General features: G+C 61.5%; 18 protein-coding genes. 10 read left to right on the forward strand and 8 right to left on the reverse strand.

The features are described from left to right. Positions 1 to 70: 70 nt before the first annotated feature. The 3 genes from AC1965_RS13685 to AC1965_RS13695 form a co-directional block, all read right to left on the reverse strand. The gene (locus AC1965_RS13685) at positions 71 to 832 is read right to left on the reverse strand and encodes an isocitrate lyase/PEP mutase family protein (RefSeq protein WP_483884406.1); all 762 of its coding nucleotides are present in this window, start codon (positions 830 to 832) and stop codon (positions 71 to 73) included. After that, entirely contained in the window at positions 829 to 1902 is a 1074-nt protein-coding gene (locus AC1965_RS13690) for a bifunctional transcriptional activator/DNA repair enzyme AdaA (protein WP_483884407.1), read from the reverse strand. Before AC1965_RS13690 ends, AC1965_RS13685 begins: the two co-directional genes overlap by 4 nt. 181 nt (positions 1903 to 2083) lie before the next feature. Next, on the reverse strand, positions 2084 to 3514 hold the full coding sequence (locus AC1965_RS13695; protein ID WP_483884408.1) for a Glu/Leu/Phe/Val family dehydrogenase: 1431 nt from the start codon (positions 3512 to 3514) through the stop codon (positions 2084 to 2086). Positions 3515 to 3869: 355 nt separating this feature from the next. On the opposite strand from AC1965_RS13695, the gene AC1965_RS13700 reads away from it, so the two are divergent. The 5 genes from AC1965_RS13700 to AC1965_RS13720 all read left to right on the forward strand — a co-directional run bounded on the left by AC1965_RS13700 (position 3870) and on the right by AC1965_RS13720 (position 8031). Then, positions 3870 to 5300, forward strand: coding sequence for a TadE/TadG family type IV pilus assembly protein (locus tag AC1965_RS13700; RefSeq protein WP_483884409.1), 1431 nt, complete (start codon positions 3870 to 3872; stop codon positions 5298 to 5300). Beyond that, entirely contained in the window at positions 5297 to 5836 is a 540-nt protein-coding gene (locus tag AC1965_RS13705) for a TadE/TadG family type IV pilus assembly protein (protein WP_483884410.1), read from the forward strand. Before AC1965_RS13700 ends, AC1965_RS13705 begins: the two co-directional genes overlap by 4 nt. Beyond that, positions 5836 to 6411: a TadE/TadG family type IV pilus assembly protein gene (locus AC1965_RS13710; RefSeq protein ID WP_483884411.1), complete on the forward strand. Its 576-nt coding sequence runs from the start codon at positions 5836 to 5838 to the stop codon at positions 6409 to 6411. Before AC1965_RS13705 ends, AC1965_RS13710 begins: the two co-directional genes overlap by 1 nt. 332 nt (positions 6412 to 6743) lie before the next feature. Further along, positions 6744 to 7721, forward strand: coding sequence for a sodium-dependent bicarbonate transport family permease (locus tag AC1965_RS13715; RefSeq protein ID WP_483884412.1), 978 nt, complete (start codon positions 6744 to 6746; stop codon positions 7719 to 7721). Position 7722: 1 nt separating this feature from the next. After that, positions 7723 to 8031, forward strand: coding sequence for a P-II family nitrogen regulator (locus AC1965_RS13720; RefSeq protein ID WP_483884413.1), 309 nt, complete (start codon positions 7723 to 7725; stop codon positions 8029 to 8031). Positions 8032 to 8073: 42 nt separating this feature from the next. Here AC1965_RS13720 and AC1965_RS13725 read toward each other — a convergent pair whose 3' ends face one another. The 3 genes from AC1965_RS13725 to AC1965_RS13735 form a co-directional block, all read right to left on the reverse strand. Next, positions 8074 to 8571, reverse strand: a complete 498-nt coding sequence (locus AC1965_RS13725; RefSeq protein WP_483884414.1) for a hypothetical protein — start codon at positions 8569 to 8571, stop codon at positions 8074 to 8076. 62 nt (positions 8572 to 8633) lie between these two features. Continuing rightward, positions 8634 to 10346, reverse strand: a complete 1713-nt coding sequence (gene metG, locus AC1965_RS13730) for a methionine--tRNA ligase (protein WP_483884415.1) — start codon at positions 10344 to 10346, stop codon at positions 8634 to 8636. Positions 10347 to 10410: 64 nt separating this feature from the next. Further along, positions 10411 to 11634: an MFS transporter gene (locus tag AC1965_RS13735; protein WP_483884416.1), complete on the reverse strand. Its 1224-nt coding sequence runs from the start codon at positions 11632 to 11634 to the stop codon at positions 10411 to 10413. Between the two features lie 184 nt (positions 11635 to 11818). Between AC1965_RS13735 and AC1965_RS13740 the strand changes: the two genes are divergently transcribed. Further along, positions 11819 to 12862 carry an aldo/keto reductase gene (locus AC1965_RS13740; protein ID WP_483884417.1) on the forward strand — a complete coding sequence of 348 codons (1044 nt, stop codon included), beginning with the start codon at positions 11819 to 11821 and terminating at the stop codon, positions 12860 to 12862. Between the two features lie 66 nt (positions 12863 to 12928). Here AC1965_RS13740 and AC1965_RS13745 read toward each other — a convergent pair whose 3' ends face one another. Continuing rightward, positions 12929 to 13879, reverse strand: coding sequence for a GlxA family transcriptional regulator (locus AC1965_RS13745; RefSeq protein ID WP_483884418.1), 951 nt, complete (start codon positions 13877 to 13879; stop codon positions 12929 to 12931). Positions 13880 to 13960: 81 nt separating this feature from the next. Here AC1965_RS13745 and bcoG point away from each other — a divergent pair, with 81 nt between their 5' ends. The 4 genes from bcoG to AC1965_RS13765 are packed head-to-tail and all read left to right on the forward strand — an operon-like array spanning position 13961 to position 17647. After that, the gene (gene bcoG, locus AC1965_RS13750) at positions 13961 to 14869 is read left to right on the forward strand and encodes a 3-dehydrocarnitine:acetyl-CoA trimethylamine transferase BcoG (RefSeq protein ID WP_483884419.1); all 909 of its coding nucleotides are present in this window, start codon (positions 13961 to 13963) and stop codon (positions 14867 to 14869) included. After that, a complete protein-coding gene (locus AC1965_RS13755; RefSeq protein WP_483884420.1) occupies positions 14866 to 15417 on the forward strand; it encodes a lipocalin family protein in 552 nt (183 codons plus the stop codon). The genes bcoG and AC1965_RS13755 overlap by 4 nt, the downstream gene beginning before the upstream one ends. Further along, a complete protein-coding gene (locus tag AC1965_RS13760) occupies positions 15414 to 16901 on the forward strand; it encodes a carnitine 3-dehydrogenase (protein ID WP_483884421.1) in 1488 nt (495 codons plus the stop codon). Before AC1965_RS13755 ends, AC1965_RS13760 begins: the two co-directional genes overlap by 4 nt. Then, positions 16898 to 17647, forward strand: coding sequence for an SDR family oxidoreductase (locus AC1965_RS13765; protein WP_483884422.1), 750 nt, complete (start codon positions 16898 to 16900; stop codon positions 17645 to 17647). Before AC1965_RS13760 ends, AC1965_RS13765 begins: the two co-directional genes overlap by 4 nt. Here AC1965_RS13765 and AC1965_RS13770 read toward each other — a convergent pair. Beyond that, positions 17644 to 18504, reverse strand: coding sequence for a helix-turn-helix domain-containing protein (locus tag AC1965_RS13770; RefSeq protein WP_483884423.1), 861 nt, complete (start codon positions 18502 to 18504; stop codon positions 17644 to 17646). The genes AC1965_RS13765 and AC1965_RS13770 overlap by 4 nt on opposite strands. Positions 18505 to 18531 lie beyond the last annotated feature (27 nt).

Below are 18531 nucleotides of genomic sequence, written 5' to 3' on the forward strand. Positions count from 1 at the left end.
GACCACTGAACCAACTCCGCCCACAAGTATCAATGATGGAAAGTTCTTTTGCAGCAGTTAGCGTCAGGGATTAGTCCAGCAGCGACGCCGCCGTAGCGCCCAACGCCTTCATCGCGTCGCGGTATGGAAACGGGCCATGGCTTATCCGCGCCACGCCGCAAGCCGCCAGCGCTGAAATATCAGGTGCTGCGGGCGACTTCATCACGTTCACCGGCAGGTCGCTCTGCGCACAAACCTGCGCGATCAGCCCCGCATCTGCCAGCCCCGGCACGAACACACCGTTCGCCCCCGCCTCGGCAAAGGCGCGCGCGCGCATGAGTGCCGCATCGACATGGTGCGCGTGGTCTTCTGGCTTGCTCTGTAGAAACAGATCGGTGCGGGCGTTTATAAACAGCGCCACGCCCTCGGCGTCGGCCGCCGACCTGATCGCCGCAATCCGGGCCACCTGTACATCCAGATCGTGCAATCCGCTGCCGCCCACCACCTGATCCTCGAAATTCAGCCCGATCGCGCCGGTTTGTACCAAGGCGCGGGTATTCTCGCCCAGACCCGCCGGGTCCACCGCATAACCGCCCTCAAAATCAATGCTCACCGGCAGATCAACGGCGCGCACGATCTCGGCCGCCGTGCGCAGCAGCGCCGGCAATGGCAATGCCTGCCCGTCCTCATACCCCTGCGCCGCGGCCACAGACCACGACCCCGTGGCAATGGCCGCCGCCCCCGCCCCAGCCACTGCCCGCGCCGATCCTGCATCCCAGACATTATATAGCACCAGTGGCCTGCCCTTCTGGTGCAATGCCGCAAAGTTCTGCGCCTTGTCTTGCTGTGTCATCTTTCACCCCTGCTCTGCACGGCATAACCGCGCTCCAAATCTATCAACGCCTGCTTGCGCCAAAGCCCACCGCCATAGCCCGTCAACGCACCATCCGCGCCCAGCACCCTATGGCAAGGGATGACAATGGCAATCGGGTTGGCCCCATTTGCCCGTGCCACCGCGCGGGTGGCATCGGCGCGGCCGATGGCGCGGGCAACGTCAGAATAGCTGCGCGTTTCGCCTGCCGGTATCTGGCGCAACGCGCGCCATACCTGCTGGGTAAACGGCGTCCCGCGCGGGGCGAGCGCTGTCTCAAACTGCGCAGAACGACCTGCGAAAAACGCGTCCAACTCGCCTTCGATCTGATCGGTTGGGGCAAACCTGCCAAAGCCCAGACGCCCCTTGACCGCAGCATACAGCCGCTGCAACGCGCCGGGCAAGGCCCGACGCTCGGTGAATTCCAGCAAATGCAGGGCGCTGGCGTCGCTGACGGCAATCATCACGCCCAGCTTTGTGTCGATCCAATCGGCACGCAGCAGCGCGCCCCGCGTGGCGAACCGCCCCGGCGGCAGGCCAAGCCAACGTGCAAAACCCGCCCGAAACGCTGCCGGAGACTCGTATCCCGCCTCCAGTTGCGCATCAATCACGCGGCCCCCCGATGGCAGGGTGGCAGCACCGGTGCGCAGCCGTGCCTGACGCGCCATGTCCAGAAAGGTCAGACCATACTGTCTCTTAAAGGTCCGCCGAACGGTCGAGGGGTCATGCCCGCGCGCGATAATGTCGGCCTCGCTCCAGCGGTGCGCGGGATCGCGCTGCAAAGCGTCCAGCAACCCCAAGATCATGGGATTGCCCTGAGCCGCCGGGGCCAAAGGGTGGCACCGCTTGCAGGGCCGATACCCTGCCGCGAGACAGCCCGCGATACTGCCGTAAAATCGGCAATTCTCGCGCCTTGGCTTGCGGGCCGGGCAGGTCAGCCGACAGAACACCCCGGTCGACGTCACCCCGACCCAGGCACAGCCGTCAAAGCCTGCGTCCCGTGCCAGCAGCGCATCATAGAGTGCGTTATCATCAGGCAAATCAAACATCATGCCTCGTCATACTGCGACACCTATGCGTCTGTCCGCCTGACTTCGGGCAGTTATTCAAACAAACCGAAAAAACCTAAACATCAACGCCCCCTCTTTCTGGTCAAAATATTCCTGGGGGGTGCGGGGGGCAAAGCCCCCCGCGGATCGGCGCGCCCTGGCGCGCCGATCTCATGGGCTCAGATCAAAGACCCTTGGCGCGGTAGCTGGCGGCGACCTTTTCGATCGACACCAGATAGGCCGCCGTGCGCAGGTCATCGACATCGTCGCGCCCGTGCCAGACCTTCGCCATGGATTCGTACGCCGTACTCATCGTGTCATCGAGACCCGACCGTACCAGCTCCAATTCCCCGGCACCGCGCAGGTACTTTTCCTTGAAATTGGGGCTCAACGTCCAGCCAAGCTGCTTGTCCGCACTCAACCGCTCCAGTTCATCGACCACCAACTGATGGCGCGATTCCTCAGCGCGGCGCTGCATACGGCCAAAGCGGATGTGGCTCAGGTTCTTGACCCACTCGAAGTACGAGACCGTCACACCGCCCGCGTTGGCATACATGTCAGGCACAATCACACAGCCAGCCTTGCGCAGGATCTCGTCGGCGCCCGCAGTCACGGGACCGTTGGCTGCCTCGATGATCAGCGGTGCCTTGATACGCTTGGCGTTGCTCATGTTGATCACGCCTTCCAGCGCCGCCGGAATCAGGATGTCACATTTCGCTTCCAGCAACTTGGCCCCATCGGCCTCGCAATGGGTATCGGGATAGCCTGTGATGGTGCCGTGTTTGGCGATCCACTGGTGTACCGATTCCACGTCGAGACCGTCTTCGTTATGCAACGCACCGTCGCGCTCAATGATGGCCGTGATCTTGCAGCCATCCTCTTCGCTCAGAAACTTGGCCGCGTGGTAACCCACGTTGCCCAGCCCCTGTACGATCACCCGCTTGCCTGCCAGCGGGCCAGTCAACCCTGCTTTCCTAAGGCCCTCAGGATCGCGGAAGAAGGCGTGCAGCGCATATTGCACCCCGCGCCCGGTCGCTTCGGTCCGGCCTTGAATACCTCCGGCATTGATCGGCTTGCCTGTCACACAGGCCACGCCGTTGATGTCGGTGGTGTTCATGCGCTTGTACTGGTCTGCAATCCAGGCCATCTCGCGTTCGCCGGTGCCCATGTCGGGCGCAGGCACGTTCTGGCTGGGGTTGATCAGGTCGCGCTTGATCAGCTCATAGGCAAAACGCCGCGTGATCAGCTCCAGCTCATGCTCGTCATACTCGCGCGGATCAATGCACAGCCCCCCTTTGGAGCCACCAAAGGGCGCTTCGACCAGAGCGCATTTATAGGTCATCAGCGCCGCCAGCGCCTCGACCTCATTCTGGGTCACGGCCATGGAATAGCGGATGCCGCCCTTGACCGGCTCCATATGTTCCGAATGCACTGACCGATAGCCGGTGAAGGTGTGAATGCGCCCCCGCAGACGTACGCCAAAGCGCACCGTATAGGTGGCGTTACACACGCGAATCTTCTCTTCCAGACCGGGCGGCAAGTCCATCAGCGCTACTGCGCGGTTGAACATGATGTCTACGCTGTCGCGAAAACTTGGCTCGTTGGCTGGGTTCATCAGTGTCTCCTTTTCTCGCCGGGCGCACCACATTGGTACACGACTCACTTGCCGACAAGTGAACTCGGGCCGACCCTAATGCGCATGTTTGCAAGGTGCGACTTTTTTAATCGTTAACGGCGGTAATGTTCTGCGACTCACCCAATCGCGGGCAATTGTGGCGGATCGTCTCCAATGCGGAAACAACCCTCGGCAGAGCCGGTCCATTAACGCCAATAACAGCTGTAAAACGCCCGGTTTCGCCCTTCGCCCGCCCCATTTTGGCCATCTTCAACCGTCACAAGTTGGTCAAGGCATAGTCCGTCAAATGCACTTCGTCCGTCTATTGAGGCCGAGGTATGAAAGGTTAAAGACAATGACATATGATGTTTGCGAAACCGGGCCAGAGCGCCATACCCCAGCCGACAGGCTGAGTGCATTCGCCCGCAACGAAGATGGCATGGTAACAATCTTTGCCTGCTTCTTGATCCTCATGATGCTGATGCTGGGTGGCGTGGGCGTTGACCTTATGCGCCACGAACGGGATCGCGCCAAATTGCAGGCGGTCTCTGACCGCGCCGTGCTGGCCGCTGCCGACCTTGACCAGACGCTCAGCCCCGAAGCGGTTGTGCGCGATTACTTCGTCAAGTCGGGCATGGGCGATTACGTCTCAAGCGTGTCCGTCGATGAGGGGCTGAACTACCGCACCGTGACGGTAAACGCCTCGAACCAGATCGACACCATCTTTATGCGACGCATGGGCCGCGACACATTAAACGTGCCCGCCCGATCTGTTGCCGAGGAAAAGGTGAACAAGGTCGAAATCTCCATGGTGCTCGATATTTCGGGCTCGATGGCTGCCAACAGCAAGATGGTCAATCTGCAAGACGCTGCGGGCGTGTTCATCGACACCGTTCTCAAGCCGGAAAACGAAGATCTGATTTCGATCTCTGTCGTGCCCTACACCGCGCAGGTGAATGCCGGATCTGGTATCGTCAACCAATTGAATGTCACGCGAAAGCATAGCTACTCCTATTGCGTGGATTTCAAGGACAGCGACTTCCATGATGCCGCGATCAGCCAGGCCACCAGTTATGAGCACATGCAGCATTTCGATGAGGGCTGGTCCTTTAACGGCTACAGCCGCGACAATACCGGGCACTATGACAACATCAGCAACCCTGGTTGCCCCAAGCGGAGCTACGAGGTTATCCAGCCGTTTTCGCAAAACGCCAACGCGTTGAAAAACCGGATTAACCAATTCCGGCCGCGGGCCAATACCTCGATCCATATCGGGATGAAGTGGGGCGTGGCGATGCTTGACCCGGCTTTCCGTCCCATCAACGAGAACCTGGCAGTTGATGCAGTATTCAAATCGCGCCCGGCGTCTTACACCGACAACGAGACGCTCAAGACCGTGATCCTGATGACCGACGGCGAGAACGTGACGACCCAACGGATCAACAGCAACTACTACGCCAATGACAGCCACGCGCGCCATTGGAGCGACTATCCGCTGAACTGGTATCTCAACAACTATGTGCGCAGCAGCGAACATTGGAAGTGGAAGTGGACCAAGTACACCGCTTCGCAAGGTGACAATATGCTCGACGACATCTGCGATGCGGCAAAGGCCAAGGGGATCGTTATCTGGTCCATCGGCTTTGAGGTCACGGACCATGGCGCCGCGGTAATGAAAAACTGCGCCTCGTCCCCCAGCCATTTCTTCCGGGTCGAAGGTGTGCAGATTTCCGACGCGTTCAAGGCGATTGCCCGCCAGATCAACCAACTGAGGCTGACACAATGATACATGCACTCATCAATGGGTGGCGCCGGTTTCGTCGTAACGACGACGGGTCTGCCATGCTGGTCGAATTCGCTGTCATGATGCCGCTGCTGTTTGGCTGCTTCATGATGGCGGTGGAGATGGGGATCTATTCGATCCGCCACATGTTCCTCGACCGGGGCCTGGATACAACAGTCCGTTTCATCCGGCTGAACACCAACACCCCAATGACCCATGCCCAGATCAAGGACATGGTTTGTGACAACGCCGGTTTCCTCAAGGAATGCGACGAAGCGCTGCGCCTTGAAATGATCCCGGTTGACCCGCGCAATTTTGCGTCCTTTGACCAGCCGGTTGATTGCGTCGACCAGTCCCAGCCTGCGACCGCCGAACGCGGTCTCATTCTGGGCAAGGAACACGAACTGATGCTGCTGCGCGCCTGCTTCCGGTTCAAGCCTATCTTCCCGACAACTGGTCTGGGCTATGCGCTTGAGAAAGACGGCTCAGGCAAGGCGCGCATGGTTTCAATGGCCGCCTTTGTACAGGAGCCGAACTGATGTTACGTTTCACACTGACTGCCCTTGGCGGTGCCCTCAAGCGATGCGATTTCCTGCGCCGCGAGGATGGCACCATTGCAATGGAAACCATGATCGTCCTGCCGCTGATCTTCTGGGCGTATCTGTCGACCTTCTCGATCTTCGATGCCTTCAGGATGTATAACCTGAACCAGCAGGCGACCTACACGATCGGTGATGCCATCTCTCGCGAGACGGTTCCGATCAATGATGACTATCTGCGCGGGTCGCAGGAATTGTTCGAGTTCATGACCCGCGGCGCCGGCAATACCGCGATCCGGGTCACCTCGATCTGGTATGACGCCGCACAGGACAGATACTATACCGACTGGTCGAAAAGCCGGGGCTGGGTGCTTGGGCTGAGCAGCGAAGACGTCAAAAGCTGGCACGCCAAACTGCCCGTGATGCCCGACAAGGAACGTGTGGTGCTGGTCGAAACATGGCGCACCTATGACCCGCCGTTCAAAACCGGGCTTGAGGAGCGTGACATCCACAACTTCATCTTCACACGCCCCCGCTATGCACCGCGCGTCTGCTGGGTTGATTGCAACAGCTAAGGCGCTGTCGCCCAAAGCAGGCAAAACCGGCCCCTGATCCAAACCGTCGATGGAACAGGATGGGGCCACCGGGACCACAAAAACAGGACTCTCGAAGGCAACTTCGGGAGTTCTTTCATATCTATGCCCCGTGCATATCTGTACCACCGGGGGGGGGGCGCTTGCGCCCGTTTTGCAAACCACAGCCAACTTTCGCGGCGCTGGTGAAAATGACCCTTTGGTCGACATTCGCTCCTGCACCATCAAGGTCGCAGAAAGAAAGCCTTTTGGTGACGCCCCGTCTTGGAAAGCGCCACGCGTTTCTCTACCCTACCGAAAAGCGGAGCTTGATCATGACCGAAATCTTGGCGCTTGCCAGTACGAACCTCTTGTCGCCAATCATTTTGTCATTTGTTTTGGGTCTGGGTGCCGCGATGCTGCGCTCGGACCTGTCGATCCCCGAAGCGATTGCCAAAGGCATGTCGATCTATCTGCTGTTTGCCATCGGTTTCAAGGGCGGCGCCTCCGTTGCGGATCACGGCATTGATATGGCGCTGCTGCTGTCGGTTGGCGCAGGGATTCTTTTGTCGTTCGGCTTGCCCTTGTTGGCCTTTGCGCTGTTGCAGGTACTCACCAATTTCTCCCGGCTGGATGCAGCGGCCGTGGCGGCGCACTACGGCTCGATCAGCATCGTGACCTTTGTCGCTGCCACGTCGATCCTTGAGGGGCGGGCGATCCCGTCCGAAGGCTACATGGTCGCGGTCGCGGCAGCGATGGAGGCCCCGGCGATCCTGTCGGCCCTGTGGTTGGTGTCACGCAGTGGCACCGGGGCGCGGATGGAGCCGGGGCTGATGCGGGAGATCATGTTGAATGGCTCTATCGTGCTGCTGGTCGGCAGCTTTGTCATCGGCATGATGACCGGTGCAAAGGGACTGGCTGAAATATCTCCCTTCATTGTGGCCCCGTTCAAGGGCGTCCTTTGCCTGTTCTTGCTGGACATGGGGCTGGTGGCCGGGCGCGGATTACGCCAATCGAAGGGCGTTCTTGGGTTGGGGGCGGTGACATTCGGCATCGTGATGCCGCTGGCCGGATCGGTCCTTGGGCTGGTCCTGGGCATGATGATCGGGCTGTCGGCGGGCGGTGTGGTGCTGTTGATGGTGCTGGCCGCGTCGGCCTCTTATATCGCCGTGCCGGCCGCGATGCGCGTCGCCCTGCCCGAGGCAAATCCGGCGATTTACCTCACGCTGTCACTCGGCGTAACTTTCCCTTTCAACCTGACCATAGGCATCCCCCTCTATGTGGCAGTGGCCACTCAGCTGATCGGAGGCTGACATGAAAATGAACCCTGCAAAGCGCGTTGAAATCGTGATCGAAAAACCGCTCGAAGGCCGCCTGACCGAAGCGCTCAACAAGGCCGGTGTGACAGGCTATACGATAATTCCGGTGCGCGGCGGGTCAGGCCGGTCCGGGACGTGGACGCGCGAAGGTCAGATTGGCCGGGCGGGAATGGTCATGGTCATCTGCCTGATCAAACCCGAACGCCTGGACACGCTGCTCGACGCGGCCTTTGCGGTGGTAGAGCGTCATATCGGCGTGGTCTCAGTCACCGATACGTCCGTCCTCAGGGCCGAGCGTTTCTGATTTACGCAGGCTTAAGCGGCGCAGATCGGTCGCACCCCGCGCTCAGACGTCCTTGAAGTCGCGCTGCGCCAGTTTGATCGCGATGATCTCTGACATCGGTTTGGTATGCCGACCCGGCGTCATACCACCTACCCCGATCCGCCGCCCCATGCGCCACCACATACCCGGCCGCCAAACCCGCGGCCCCGGCGTGGTCGTCTTTAGCAAAAACCCGTTGGATGGTTTAAACGCGAAAAAACCGCGATCCATGCTTTCGATGTCGTCGATCCGCGCGATCAGCGTGCCGTCGGTGTCGCGCAGTTCGGTTTCCGTCAGCACGATCCCACCGGCGGTGGCACGGCGCATCTTGTCGGCCATCCAGATCGTGCCGCCCCCGACAACAATCAGGAAAAGCTGCCAGCCCGCCGCCGGGGGCCGTACAAAGGCGACATAGATCAGCAAGACCCCCAGCAACGCCAGCGACACGAGCCCCAGAATCCGCCGCCCGCCGGTCGCCCTCGCCACAGCCAATTCGGTATTTTCATCAATCGGTTGGGTCATCGCACGCTCCGGTGTTCTGCCCAGCAGGGCATAAAAGTCTGTTGGTGGCCCGCAAGGCGCGCCTAGTCGCGCTTGCCCGCAAAGCGCAGGGCCCAATCTTCGCGATCCTCGTCGCTGATCTTGGCGAACAGCACCTCGGGCACGTCAAAGGCATGTCCGGGTGCCAGGGTCGATAATGCGGCTGGCACATCTTCCGGCCAGTCCATCGCATCCACCCGCATCGCCGCCAGCATGGATGCCGCCGCCGTGGGGATAAAGGGCGCGGACAATACCGCATAAAAGGGGATCAGGTTCAGCGCCAGGCGCACCTGCGCCGCTGCGCGGTCGGGGTCTGTCTTGAACGCGGTCCAGGGCGCTTCGGCCTGCAAGTATTCGTTGCCGGCCGCCCAGATACCACGCAATTCGGCCGCGGATTTGCGCACCTCCATCGCTTCCATATGGGTCTGATACCGCGCCAGACGTTCGCCCAGATCTGCAATCAGCGCCTGCTCCGCCGGACCGTATTCGCCCGCCTCTGGCACCGCCTCGCCAAACTTTGACCGGCAGAATTTGGTGATCCGGCTGATAAAGTTGCCCAGCACATCGGCCAGATCCTTATTCACCGACGCCTGGAAATTTTCCCAGGTAAATTCCGCATCCGATGTCTCGGGCGCATGGCTCAGCAGCCACCAGCGCCATGTGTCGGCCGGCAGGATTTCCAGCGCCTGATCCATGAACACGCCGCGCCCGCGCGAGGTGGAAAACTGCCCACCATCATACGTGAGGTAGTTAAACGATTTAATATAATCGACCAGCTTCCAAGGCTCGTTCGACCCCATGATCGTCGCCGGAAAGCTTAGCGTGTGGAACGGCACGTTATCCTTGCCCATGAACTGCGTGTAACGCACATCATCCGCGCCTTTGTCGGTGCGCCACCAGCGCTCCCAGTCGGCACCTTTGCCGGCATCAACCCATTCCTGCGCGCAGGCGATATATTCGATGGGCGCGTCGAACCAGACATAGAAAACCTTGCCCTCCATCCCGGGCCAATCGGCGTCACCCCGCTTGACCGGCACACCCCAGTTCAGATCGCGGGTAATCCCCCGGTCCTGCAAACCGTCACCATCGTTCAGCCATTTCTTGGCGATCGACGTGGTCAGCAGCGGCCAGTCCGCCTTGGTATTGATCCAGTCGTTTAACCGGTCTTTCATCTTGCTTTGGCGCAGGAAAAGATGCTTGGTCTCGCGCATTTCCAGATCGGTGGCGCCAGACACGGTGCTGCGCGGGTTGATCAGGTCTTCGGGGTCCAACTGCTTGGTGCAATTGTCGCATTGATCGCCGCGCGCATCCTCGAAACCGCAGTTCGGGCAGGTGCCCTCCACATAGCGATCGGGCAGGAAACGGCCATCGGTGGGCGAATATATCTGGCTTTGCGTGACTTCTTCGATCAGCCCCTCATCGGCCAGCACAGCAGCAAAATGCTGCGTCAGCTTTTGGTTCTGCGGGCTGGATGACCGGCCGAAGTGATCAAACGACAGGCCAAAGCCCTCTGCGATCCGTGCCTGAACGCCGTGCATTTCCGCGCAGTATTCTGCCACCGGCTTGCCCGCCTTGGCAGCGGCCAGTTCGGCGGGCGTGCCATGCTCATCTGTAGCGCATAAAAACAGCACCTCATGGCCGCGCCCACGCAAATAGCGCGCGTATAGGTCAGCAGGCAGTTGGCTGCCCACCAGATTGCCCAGATGTTTGATCCCGTTGATATAGGGGATGGCGGATGTGATGAGGTGACGTGTCATATGATTATTCCCAGTGCTTGTCGCAGCCTTAGCGCATGGAAAACCTCAGTGCCAGCGAAAGGCGTCAGCGCCTGTCGCGCGCCCGGCCAAACAAGCGCCCCACAATGAAGGATGTGCGCGGGGCGACGACATAGGCTGTGCGCTCTGTCCTGGTCGGACGTGCCCGCATCCGGGTCAGGCCAAAGATCACCAATACCCCGTGCCCTACCGCGATCATCACAAACAGCGCCCCCGCGCCATAGGTGTCGATCAAAACAGAGGCAAGATAGGGCGCACCAATGGCCCCGACGGCGAAAAAGAACATCAGGGCGGCGGACAACTCCACCCGTTCGTCCGCGCTGGCAAAGTCATGGGCATGGGCTGCTGCCACCGAATAGATCGGAAATGTCGTGGCCCCAAACAGCGCCGCTGTCAGCATGATGCCATAGGTGCCCAGCCCCGACGCCATCACCGTGATGCCACAGCTCGCCATCGCCGCCACGGACAGCCAGATCAGCACCCAGCGCCGGTCGTATTTGTCTGCCAGCCAGCCCATAGGATATTGCGCCAGCGCGCCGCCCAGCACAAAGGCCGACAAAAACCAGGCGATCTGCCCGGCGCTCAGCCCCACCTCCTGGCCATAGATCGGGCCGACCATGCGAAACGACGCGCTGGAAATCGCGGCCACCACCACACCCGCAGCCGCCAGCGGCGAACGATCCACCGCCAGACGCGGGCGCAGGCGCGGATGGCTTGGCGTGTCCGGTTGCGTGGCAGTGGTCAGCGTCAGCGGCAACAGCGCGGCACAGCATCCGATGGCCAGCAGATTGTACGAAACATAGGACGCGGGCGCCAATACCCCGATGATCATCTGCGCGGCAAGCGAGCCTGACATGTCCACCACCCGGTACACACCCATGGTGCGGCCCCGCGTGTCGTTGGTGACCTTGGCCTGCAACCAGGCTTCGATCACGGTATAGCAGCCCGCCACGCACAGGCCCGACGCCACCCGCATCAGCGCCCATGCATAGGGGTTCACCACCATCATATGCGCCATCAGCCCGATGGCCCCGGCGGCGGTAAAGGCGGCAAAGGCGCGGCTGTGGCCAACGCTGCCCATCAGGCGCGGCGCCCACCAACAGCCGATGAAAAAGCCAAGGAAATGCGCCGAGCCCAACAAGCCGATTTCCTGTCGCGAAAACTGCAACTCCAGCCCCGACAAAACATCCAGCGGCCCCACCCCTCCGGTCGAGAGCTGCAACAAGATGACAGACAAAAACAAGGCGGCGAATGAAATGAGCAGGCGCATATCCCGGCACATTTACCCAAAACGCGCGCCCGTAACAGCACCAATGCGGCACAGGCCGACTTTTGCAGGGCAGCGGTCGCGTTTCGGGCGGCGCGGCAGCTATCTGCGGACCGTATCTAGGGTTGGGGGTTGCAGCGCGCCGACACAAGGCTAGTTTGCCCGGAACCAATACGAGGATGCGGACATGAAGATGAATAAACTGGGCAGCAGCGATATCGACGTATCGCATCTCTGCCTTGGCTCCATGACATGGGGCACGCAGAATACCGTCGACGAAGGCCACGATCAGATCGACCGCGCGCTGGCTGCCGGTATCAACTTCATCGACACAGCCGAGATGTACCCCGTCAACCCGATCAGCGCCGAAACCGTGGGCCGCACAGAACGCATAATCGGCCTTTGGGTTGAGCGTGACATGCGCCGCGACGAGGTGGTGCTGGCCACCAAACACTCAGGCGAAGGCATGCAACACGCCCGCGAGGGTGCCCCGATTTCCTCGGCCACCATCCGCGAAGCCGTAGAAGGGTCGCTGCGCCGCCTCAAGACCGATTACATCGATCTGTACCAATTCCACTGGCCCAACCGCGGCAGCTATATGTTTCGAAAGAACTGGGATTTCGACCCCTCCGGCCAGAACCGCGCCGACACCATCGCCCATATGGAAGACGCGATGGGTGCGCTGCAGGACGAGGTCAAACGCGGCACGATCCGCGCCTTCGGCCTCAGCAACGAAAGCGCCTGGGGGCTCACCCAATGGGCCGCTGTGGCCGAGCGAACGGGCGGCCCGCGCCCGATCTCAGTGCAGAACGAATATTCGCTGATGTGCCGGCTGGCTGATACCGATCTGGCCGAAACCTGCGTAAACGAAGCGATCGACGTGCTGGCCTTTTCGCCCTTGGCCGCGGGCCTGCTGACCGGCAAATACCAAAACGGCAAGGTGCCCGAAGGATCGCGCCTGTCACTCAATCAGGATTTGGGCGGACGCATCACGCCGCGCGCCTTCGATGCTGTCGCCGCCTACCTCGATGTGGCGCGCAAGCATGGGCTGGACCCCGCGCAGATGGCACTCGCCTGGTGCGCGACACGTCCCTTCATGGGCTCGGTGATCTTTGGCGCCACAACCATGGCCCAACTTGAAACCGCGCTTGGCGCCGCCGATCTGACGCTAAGCGACGAGGTCATGAAGGACATCGACGCCGCCCACAAAGCGCACCCAATGCCCTATTGACGACGCGCGCGCCTTTCCCCCCTTCCCTCTCTTTTTGGTTAAAATATTCCTGGGGGGTTTGGGGGGCTAGCCCCCCGATTGCCGCATCTGCCGCGCCGAGACCCCATGCGCGGCACGAAACGCCCGCGCAAAACTCGCCTGCGATGCAAACCCCGTCGCCAGTGCAACCTCCTGCAACGGCAGATGCGTCTGGCGCACCAACCGCTCCGCTTCGCCCAAACGCAATGTCAGGTAATGCCCCTGTGGTGTCACCCCCAGACGCGCCTGAAACTGCGCCTGCAACGCCCGCGCGCTGACCCCAAGACGGCGCGCCAGACTGGCAATCGGCAACGGGGTTTCCAATGCGCCCTCCATCAAGGCCTGCGCGCGGGCGGTCAGGGCGGAATGGCGCATATGCCCCTGACGGCTTTGCGGGCGATCGGGCGGCGTGGCCAGATCATAGATGAACACCCCCGCCACCTTGGCCGCAAGCGCAGCACCATGGGCCTCGCGGATCAGGTGCAACATCATTTCGATCGCCGGGGCCGCACCGGCGCAGGTCAGCCGCTTGCCGCTGATCTGATAGCGGCTGTTGCGCAGCCGCACGCGCGGGAATTCCGCGGCAAAACGCTCCAGATCCTCCCAGTGCGCCGTCGCCTCGTGCCCGTCCAACACCCCGGCCCGCGCCATCACCCAAGGCCCGCCATCAATCCCCGCAATCGTAACCCCTTGGCCTGCCAAACGTCGCAAACTGGCCTGCAACGCAGGCGTGGTCTGCGGCTCCAGGTCAAAACCCGCCACGATCAGCAACAGATCGGTGCGGGCCACCTGATGAATGGGCGCGGCAGGTATTTCCAACCCGCTGGTCAGGCGCACCGCCGCTGCTTGCGGCGTGGCGAACTGCCAGTCAAACAGCGTCTTGCCCGCCTGCCGATTGGCTGCGCGCAGCGGGTCCACGGCGGCGGCGAACGATAGGGTGTTGCAGCCATCCAACACCAACAATGTTGTGCGGGTCGGAGATATTCTTGCAGATTTCATCAATTCCTCTTCGCTTTACGCAAAGTTATAGGCATAGATCTGCGCCACGATACGGCAAAATTCAATGACAGGAGCCATCCCATGCCGCTGACCATGAGCAAAGAGGTATTCATCACCTGCGCCGTTACAGGCTCTGGCGCCACCCAAGACCGCAGTTCCCACGTTCCGCGCAGCCCGGCCCAGATCGCCGACAGCGCCATCGCGGCGGCCAAGGCAGGGGCGGCAATTGTGCATTGCCACGTGCGCGACCCCGAAACCGGCAAGCCCAGCCGTGATTTGAAACTCTACCGCGAAGTGACCGACCGTATCCGCGACAGCGACACGGACGTGGTTTTGAATCTGACCGCAGGTATGGGCGGCGACATCATATTTGGCGGGGTTGAAAACCCGATGCCCCCGATCGACGGCACTGACATGGTTGGTGCCACCGAACGGGTCGCGCATGTCGCGGAATGCCTGCCCGAAATCTGCACGCTGGACTGCGGCACGATGAACTTTGCCGAGGCCGATTATGTGATGACCAACACACCGGGCATGTTGACGGCAATGGGCCGTATGATGACCAACCTCGGCGTAAAGCCCGAGATCGAAGCCTTTGACACCGGGCATCTGTGGTATGCAAAACAACTGGTCAGCGATGGTGTGCTGGACGCCCCTGCGCTTGTGCAGCTTTGCATGGGGGTGCCATGGGGCGCGCCGGACGACCTCAATACCTTTATGGCGATGATCAATAACGTGCCTGACGACTGGACATTCTCGGCCTTTGGCCTGGGGCGCAATCAGATGGCCTATGTCGCCGCCTCAGTGCTCGCAGGTGGCCACGTGCGCGTCGGGCTTGAGGACAATCTGTGGCTGGACAAAGGTGTGCTGGCCGAGAATTACCAACTGGTCGAACGTGCGGGCACCATCATCGAAAACATGGGCGCCCGGCTGATGACCCCGGCGCAGGTGCGCGAGAAACTGGGTTTGCAGAAACGGGCGCCAAAGTGAGCAACGCACCGATCCAGCGTCGGGGCGCCCTGGTGCTGCTGCTCGCCGCCCTTACACTGGTCGGCTGCGGCGGCAAACCGACACTGCAGCCCGCAGGTGTCTACCGCGACACCACTGCCCTCATCGGCGCAACCAGCCGCTATGATGCGGCGCGCTTTGCCGGGGTGTGGCAAGTCCGCGCCGCCTACCCCGGCGACGAAAGCCTGCGCGCCGTGGCGCTGATCGACCGCGGCGGGCCGGTATTTCAGCACGCAGTCCGAACCTGCCCCGCGGGAGGTGATTGCCAAGACCTCGGTCACCTTTGGCGCGCCACGGTCGAGGGGCCGGGGCGCTACACCGTCAAGGACCCGCAAACCGGTGCCGACCACAAGCTGTGGGTGCTCTGGGTCGATGAAGGATTCCGCACCGCCGTTGTCGGTACGCCCGATGGGCGTTTTGGCTGGATACTCGACCGCAACACCAGCGGCGGCGCGGATCGCATCACGGCGGCGCGCGAGATTTTGGATTTCAACGGCTATGACCTTGGCCAGTTACAGGTAAGACAATGAGCAACTTAAAAGACCCCAAGATTGCCGCCGTCATCGGTGGCGGTGTCATCGGCGGCGGCTGGGCCGCGCGGTTTGTGCTGAACGGCTGGAACGTGCAGGTCTATGACCCCGACCCAGAGGCCAAGCGCAAGATCGGTGAAGTCATGGCCAATGCGCGCCGCTCCCTGCCCGGCCTGACGGATGTGGCCCTGCCGGGTGAAGGCACGATCACCTATCACGACAGCATCATGGAAGCGGTGCAGGGGGCCACGTGGATTCAGGAAAGCGTGCCAGAGCGGCTCGACCTCAAGCACAAGACATTCGGCGCGATCCAGCAGGCCTGCGATGCGGAGGCGATCATCGGGTCGTCCACATCGGGGTTCAAACCGTCCGAGTTGCAAGACGGCATGGCGCGCCCCGATCAGATCATGGTCGCGCATCCGTTTAACCCGGTCTATCTGTTGCCGCTGGTCGAACTGGTGCCGGGCAATGGCATTGACGGCCCCAAGGTCGATCGCGCCAAAGCCATTCTCAGCAGCCTTGGGATGTACCCGCTACACCTGAAAAAAGAAATCGACGCCCATGTGGCCGACCGTTTCCTGGAGGCGGTCTGGCGCGAGGCGCTGTGGCTGGTCAAAGACGGCATCGCCACGACCGAGGAAATCGACAATGCCATTCGCTATGGCTTTGGCATCCGCTGGGCGCAGATGGGCCTATTTGAGACCTACCGCGTGGCGGGCGGCGAGGCCGGAATGAAGCATTTCATGGCGCAGTTCGGCCCCTGCCTGTCCTGGCCCTGGACCAAGCTGATGGACGTGCCGGAGTTCACCGATGAACTGGTCGACCTGATCGCGGGTCAGTCCGATGTGCAATCGGGGGCCTATTCGATCCGCGAGCTGGAACGTATCCGCGACAACAATCTGGTGACCATGATGCGGGGCCTCAAGGCGCAGGATTGGGGGGCGGGTGCGCTGCTGAACACTCACGAACAGCAGATGCGCGCAGGCACGCCCTTGGGGGCTGTGGCCGCGGATATCGACCCTGCCCAGCCCGCGCTGACCGCGCGGCGCACCGTGCCGTTGGACTGGACCGATTATAACGGCCACATGACAGAGGCCCGCTATCTGCACGCCTTTGCCGACGCCACCGACCGTTTCATGGAGATCATCGGCTGCGATGCCGAGTATATTTCGAACGGCGGCAGCTACTTTACTGCCGAAACCCATATCCGCCATCTGGACGAGGTTCACGCCGGCACAGTGATCGAGATCACAACGCGGGTGATCCTTGGGGCAGGTAAAAAGATGCACCTCTGGCATGAGATGCGTGCAGGTGAACGGCTCTTGTCTACGGGGGAACATTTCCTGCTGCACGTCAGTCTCGAGACACGCAAGCCCAGCGCCCCAAGTGCGGAGATCGAGGCGAACCTCAGCCGCTTTGCCGCCGGACACGCGACCCTGCCGGCCCCCGAGGGATTGGGCCGCGCCATCGGTGCGCCAAGATGAAGCAGGTCCTGATTACCGCTGGTGCCTCTGGCCTTGGGCGCGCCATGGCCGAGGGGTTTGACGCGGCGGGCTATGGCATCTGGGTGACGGACGTGGATGCGGCGAGGCTGGACGCCTGCCCCGCCCATTGGCAACGCCATCTGGCAAGTGCGGCGGATGAGGATGCGATGCGCGGCGTGATCGGGCAAATGGGCCAAATCGATGTGCTTTGTGCCAATGCCGGGATCGCGGGGCCAACCGCGCGGGTTGAGGATGTGGCGCTGGACGACTGGCGCGCCTGTGTCAGCGTCAATCTGGAAGGCGCGTTTCTGGCGGCGAAACATGCCGCCCCGCGGATGAAAGCGGCGCAGAGTGGCGCGATTGTGCTGACGTCATCCACCGCCGGGATTTATGGCTATCCTAACCGCGCGCCCTACGCGGCAGCGAAATGGGCGGTGATCGGGCTGATGAAAACCCTCGCGATGGAGCTGGGGCCCTTTGGCATCCGCGCCAATGCGATCTGCCCCGGCGCGGTTGAGGGGCCGCGCATGGAAGGCGTGCTGGCGCGAGAAGCCACAGCCAAGGGCATGACCCGCGATCAGGTTTATGACGGCTATGCCAGCGGCACATCCATGCGAACCTTTGTCGAGGCGCGGGATGTGGCCGATATGGCGGTGTTCCTCGCCTCCGACAGCGCGCGCCGGGTCTCGGGACAGGTGATCGCGGTGGATGGACATACGGAAAACCCCGATCCGAAAGTTACCTAGCGAATGACGCCACGCAGATCGCTGAGGTAGTCAGGAAAATCACGTGCGGTATGCGTCGCCTCGCGGATCAACACATCGAAATCCTGTGTGAACATGTCGATCCGCTGGCGGTCGCGAAACGCCATATAGTGCCCACCCGCGTAGTATACCGCCAGAAGCGGACCAAAGATCGTGACCGGCGCGGAATATAGCCGTCGTGCGTCGAACAAATAGACCCGCAGGCGGGGGTACAACTGGCGTGTCAGGGTGATCAATTGGTCGGTTTGGGCCAGCCGCATCGGCGCGGGCAGCCCGGCATAATACCCGGTGCCGCGCAGAAAACTGTCGACCTCGAACATCGGCATGGCAATTTCATATTCCGACAGCGATCCGCGCATCCAATCCAGCCGGTCCCGCGAGGCGTTGATCGCCTGCTGCGTCGTGCGCCCCAGATGCGGCCCATATTCCCATTCCAGCATGGCATCGGTTTTCAGCATATCCGGCAGGGCAGCAGGCACGTGGCGGATTTTGTAGCCTGCCGCCTCACGGTGCCAGTCAAAGATCTGTTCATCCACCAGCGCACGCGGGGCTTGCGACACCTTTAGGCTGTTCGACAGCATGTCGGCGGCACTTTCCGGTCGGTCCGACAGCCCCAAAAGCCAATCTGACGACACCCCAAGTGCGGCGGCGCAGGCCCCCACCACATGGGCGCTGGGCAGGCGGGCGGCATCATCGGTCAGGGCCTGCGACAAGGTGGATCGGTCCGCCCCGATGCTGCGCGCCAGCCCGCTTTGGGTGCTGCCCGCATTTGCCATGGCGCTGACCAGCCGGGTGCGGAACAGACGGGCGCGCTCAATCTTGGTGATATTTACTGTCATATGGTGACATTTATCACAGTTTGTAGG

This window comes from Sulfitobacter sp. KMM 9851, assembly GCF_057178245.1.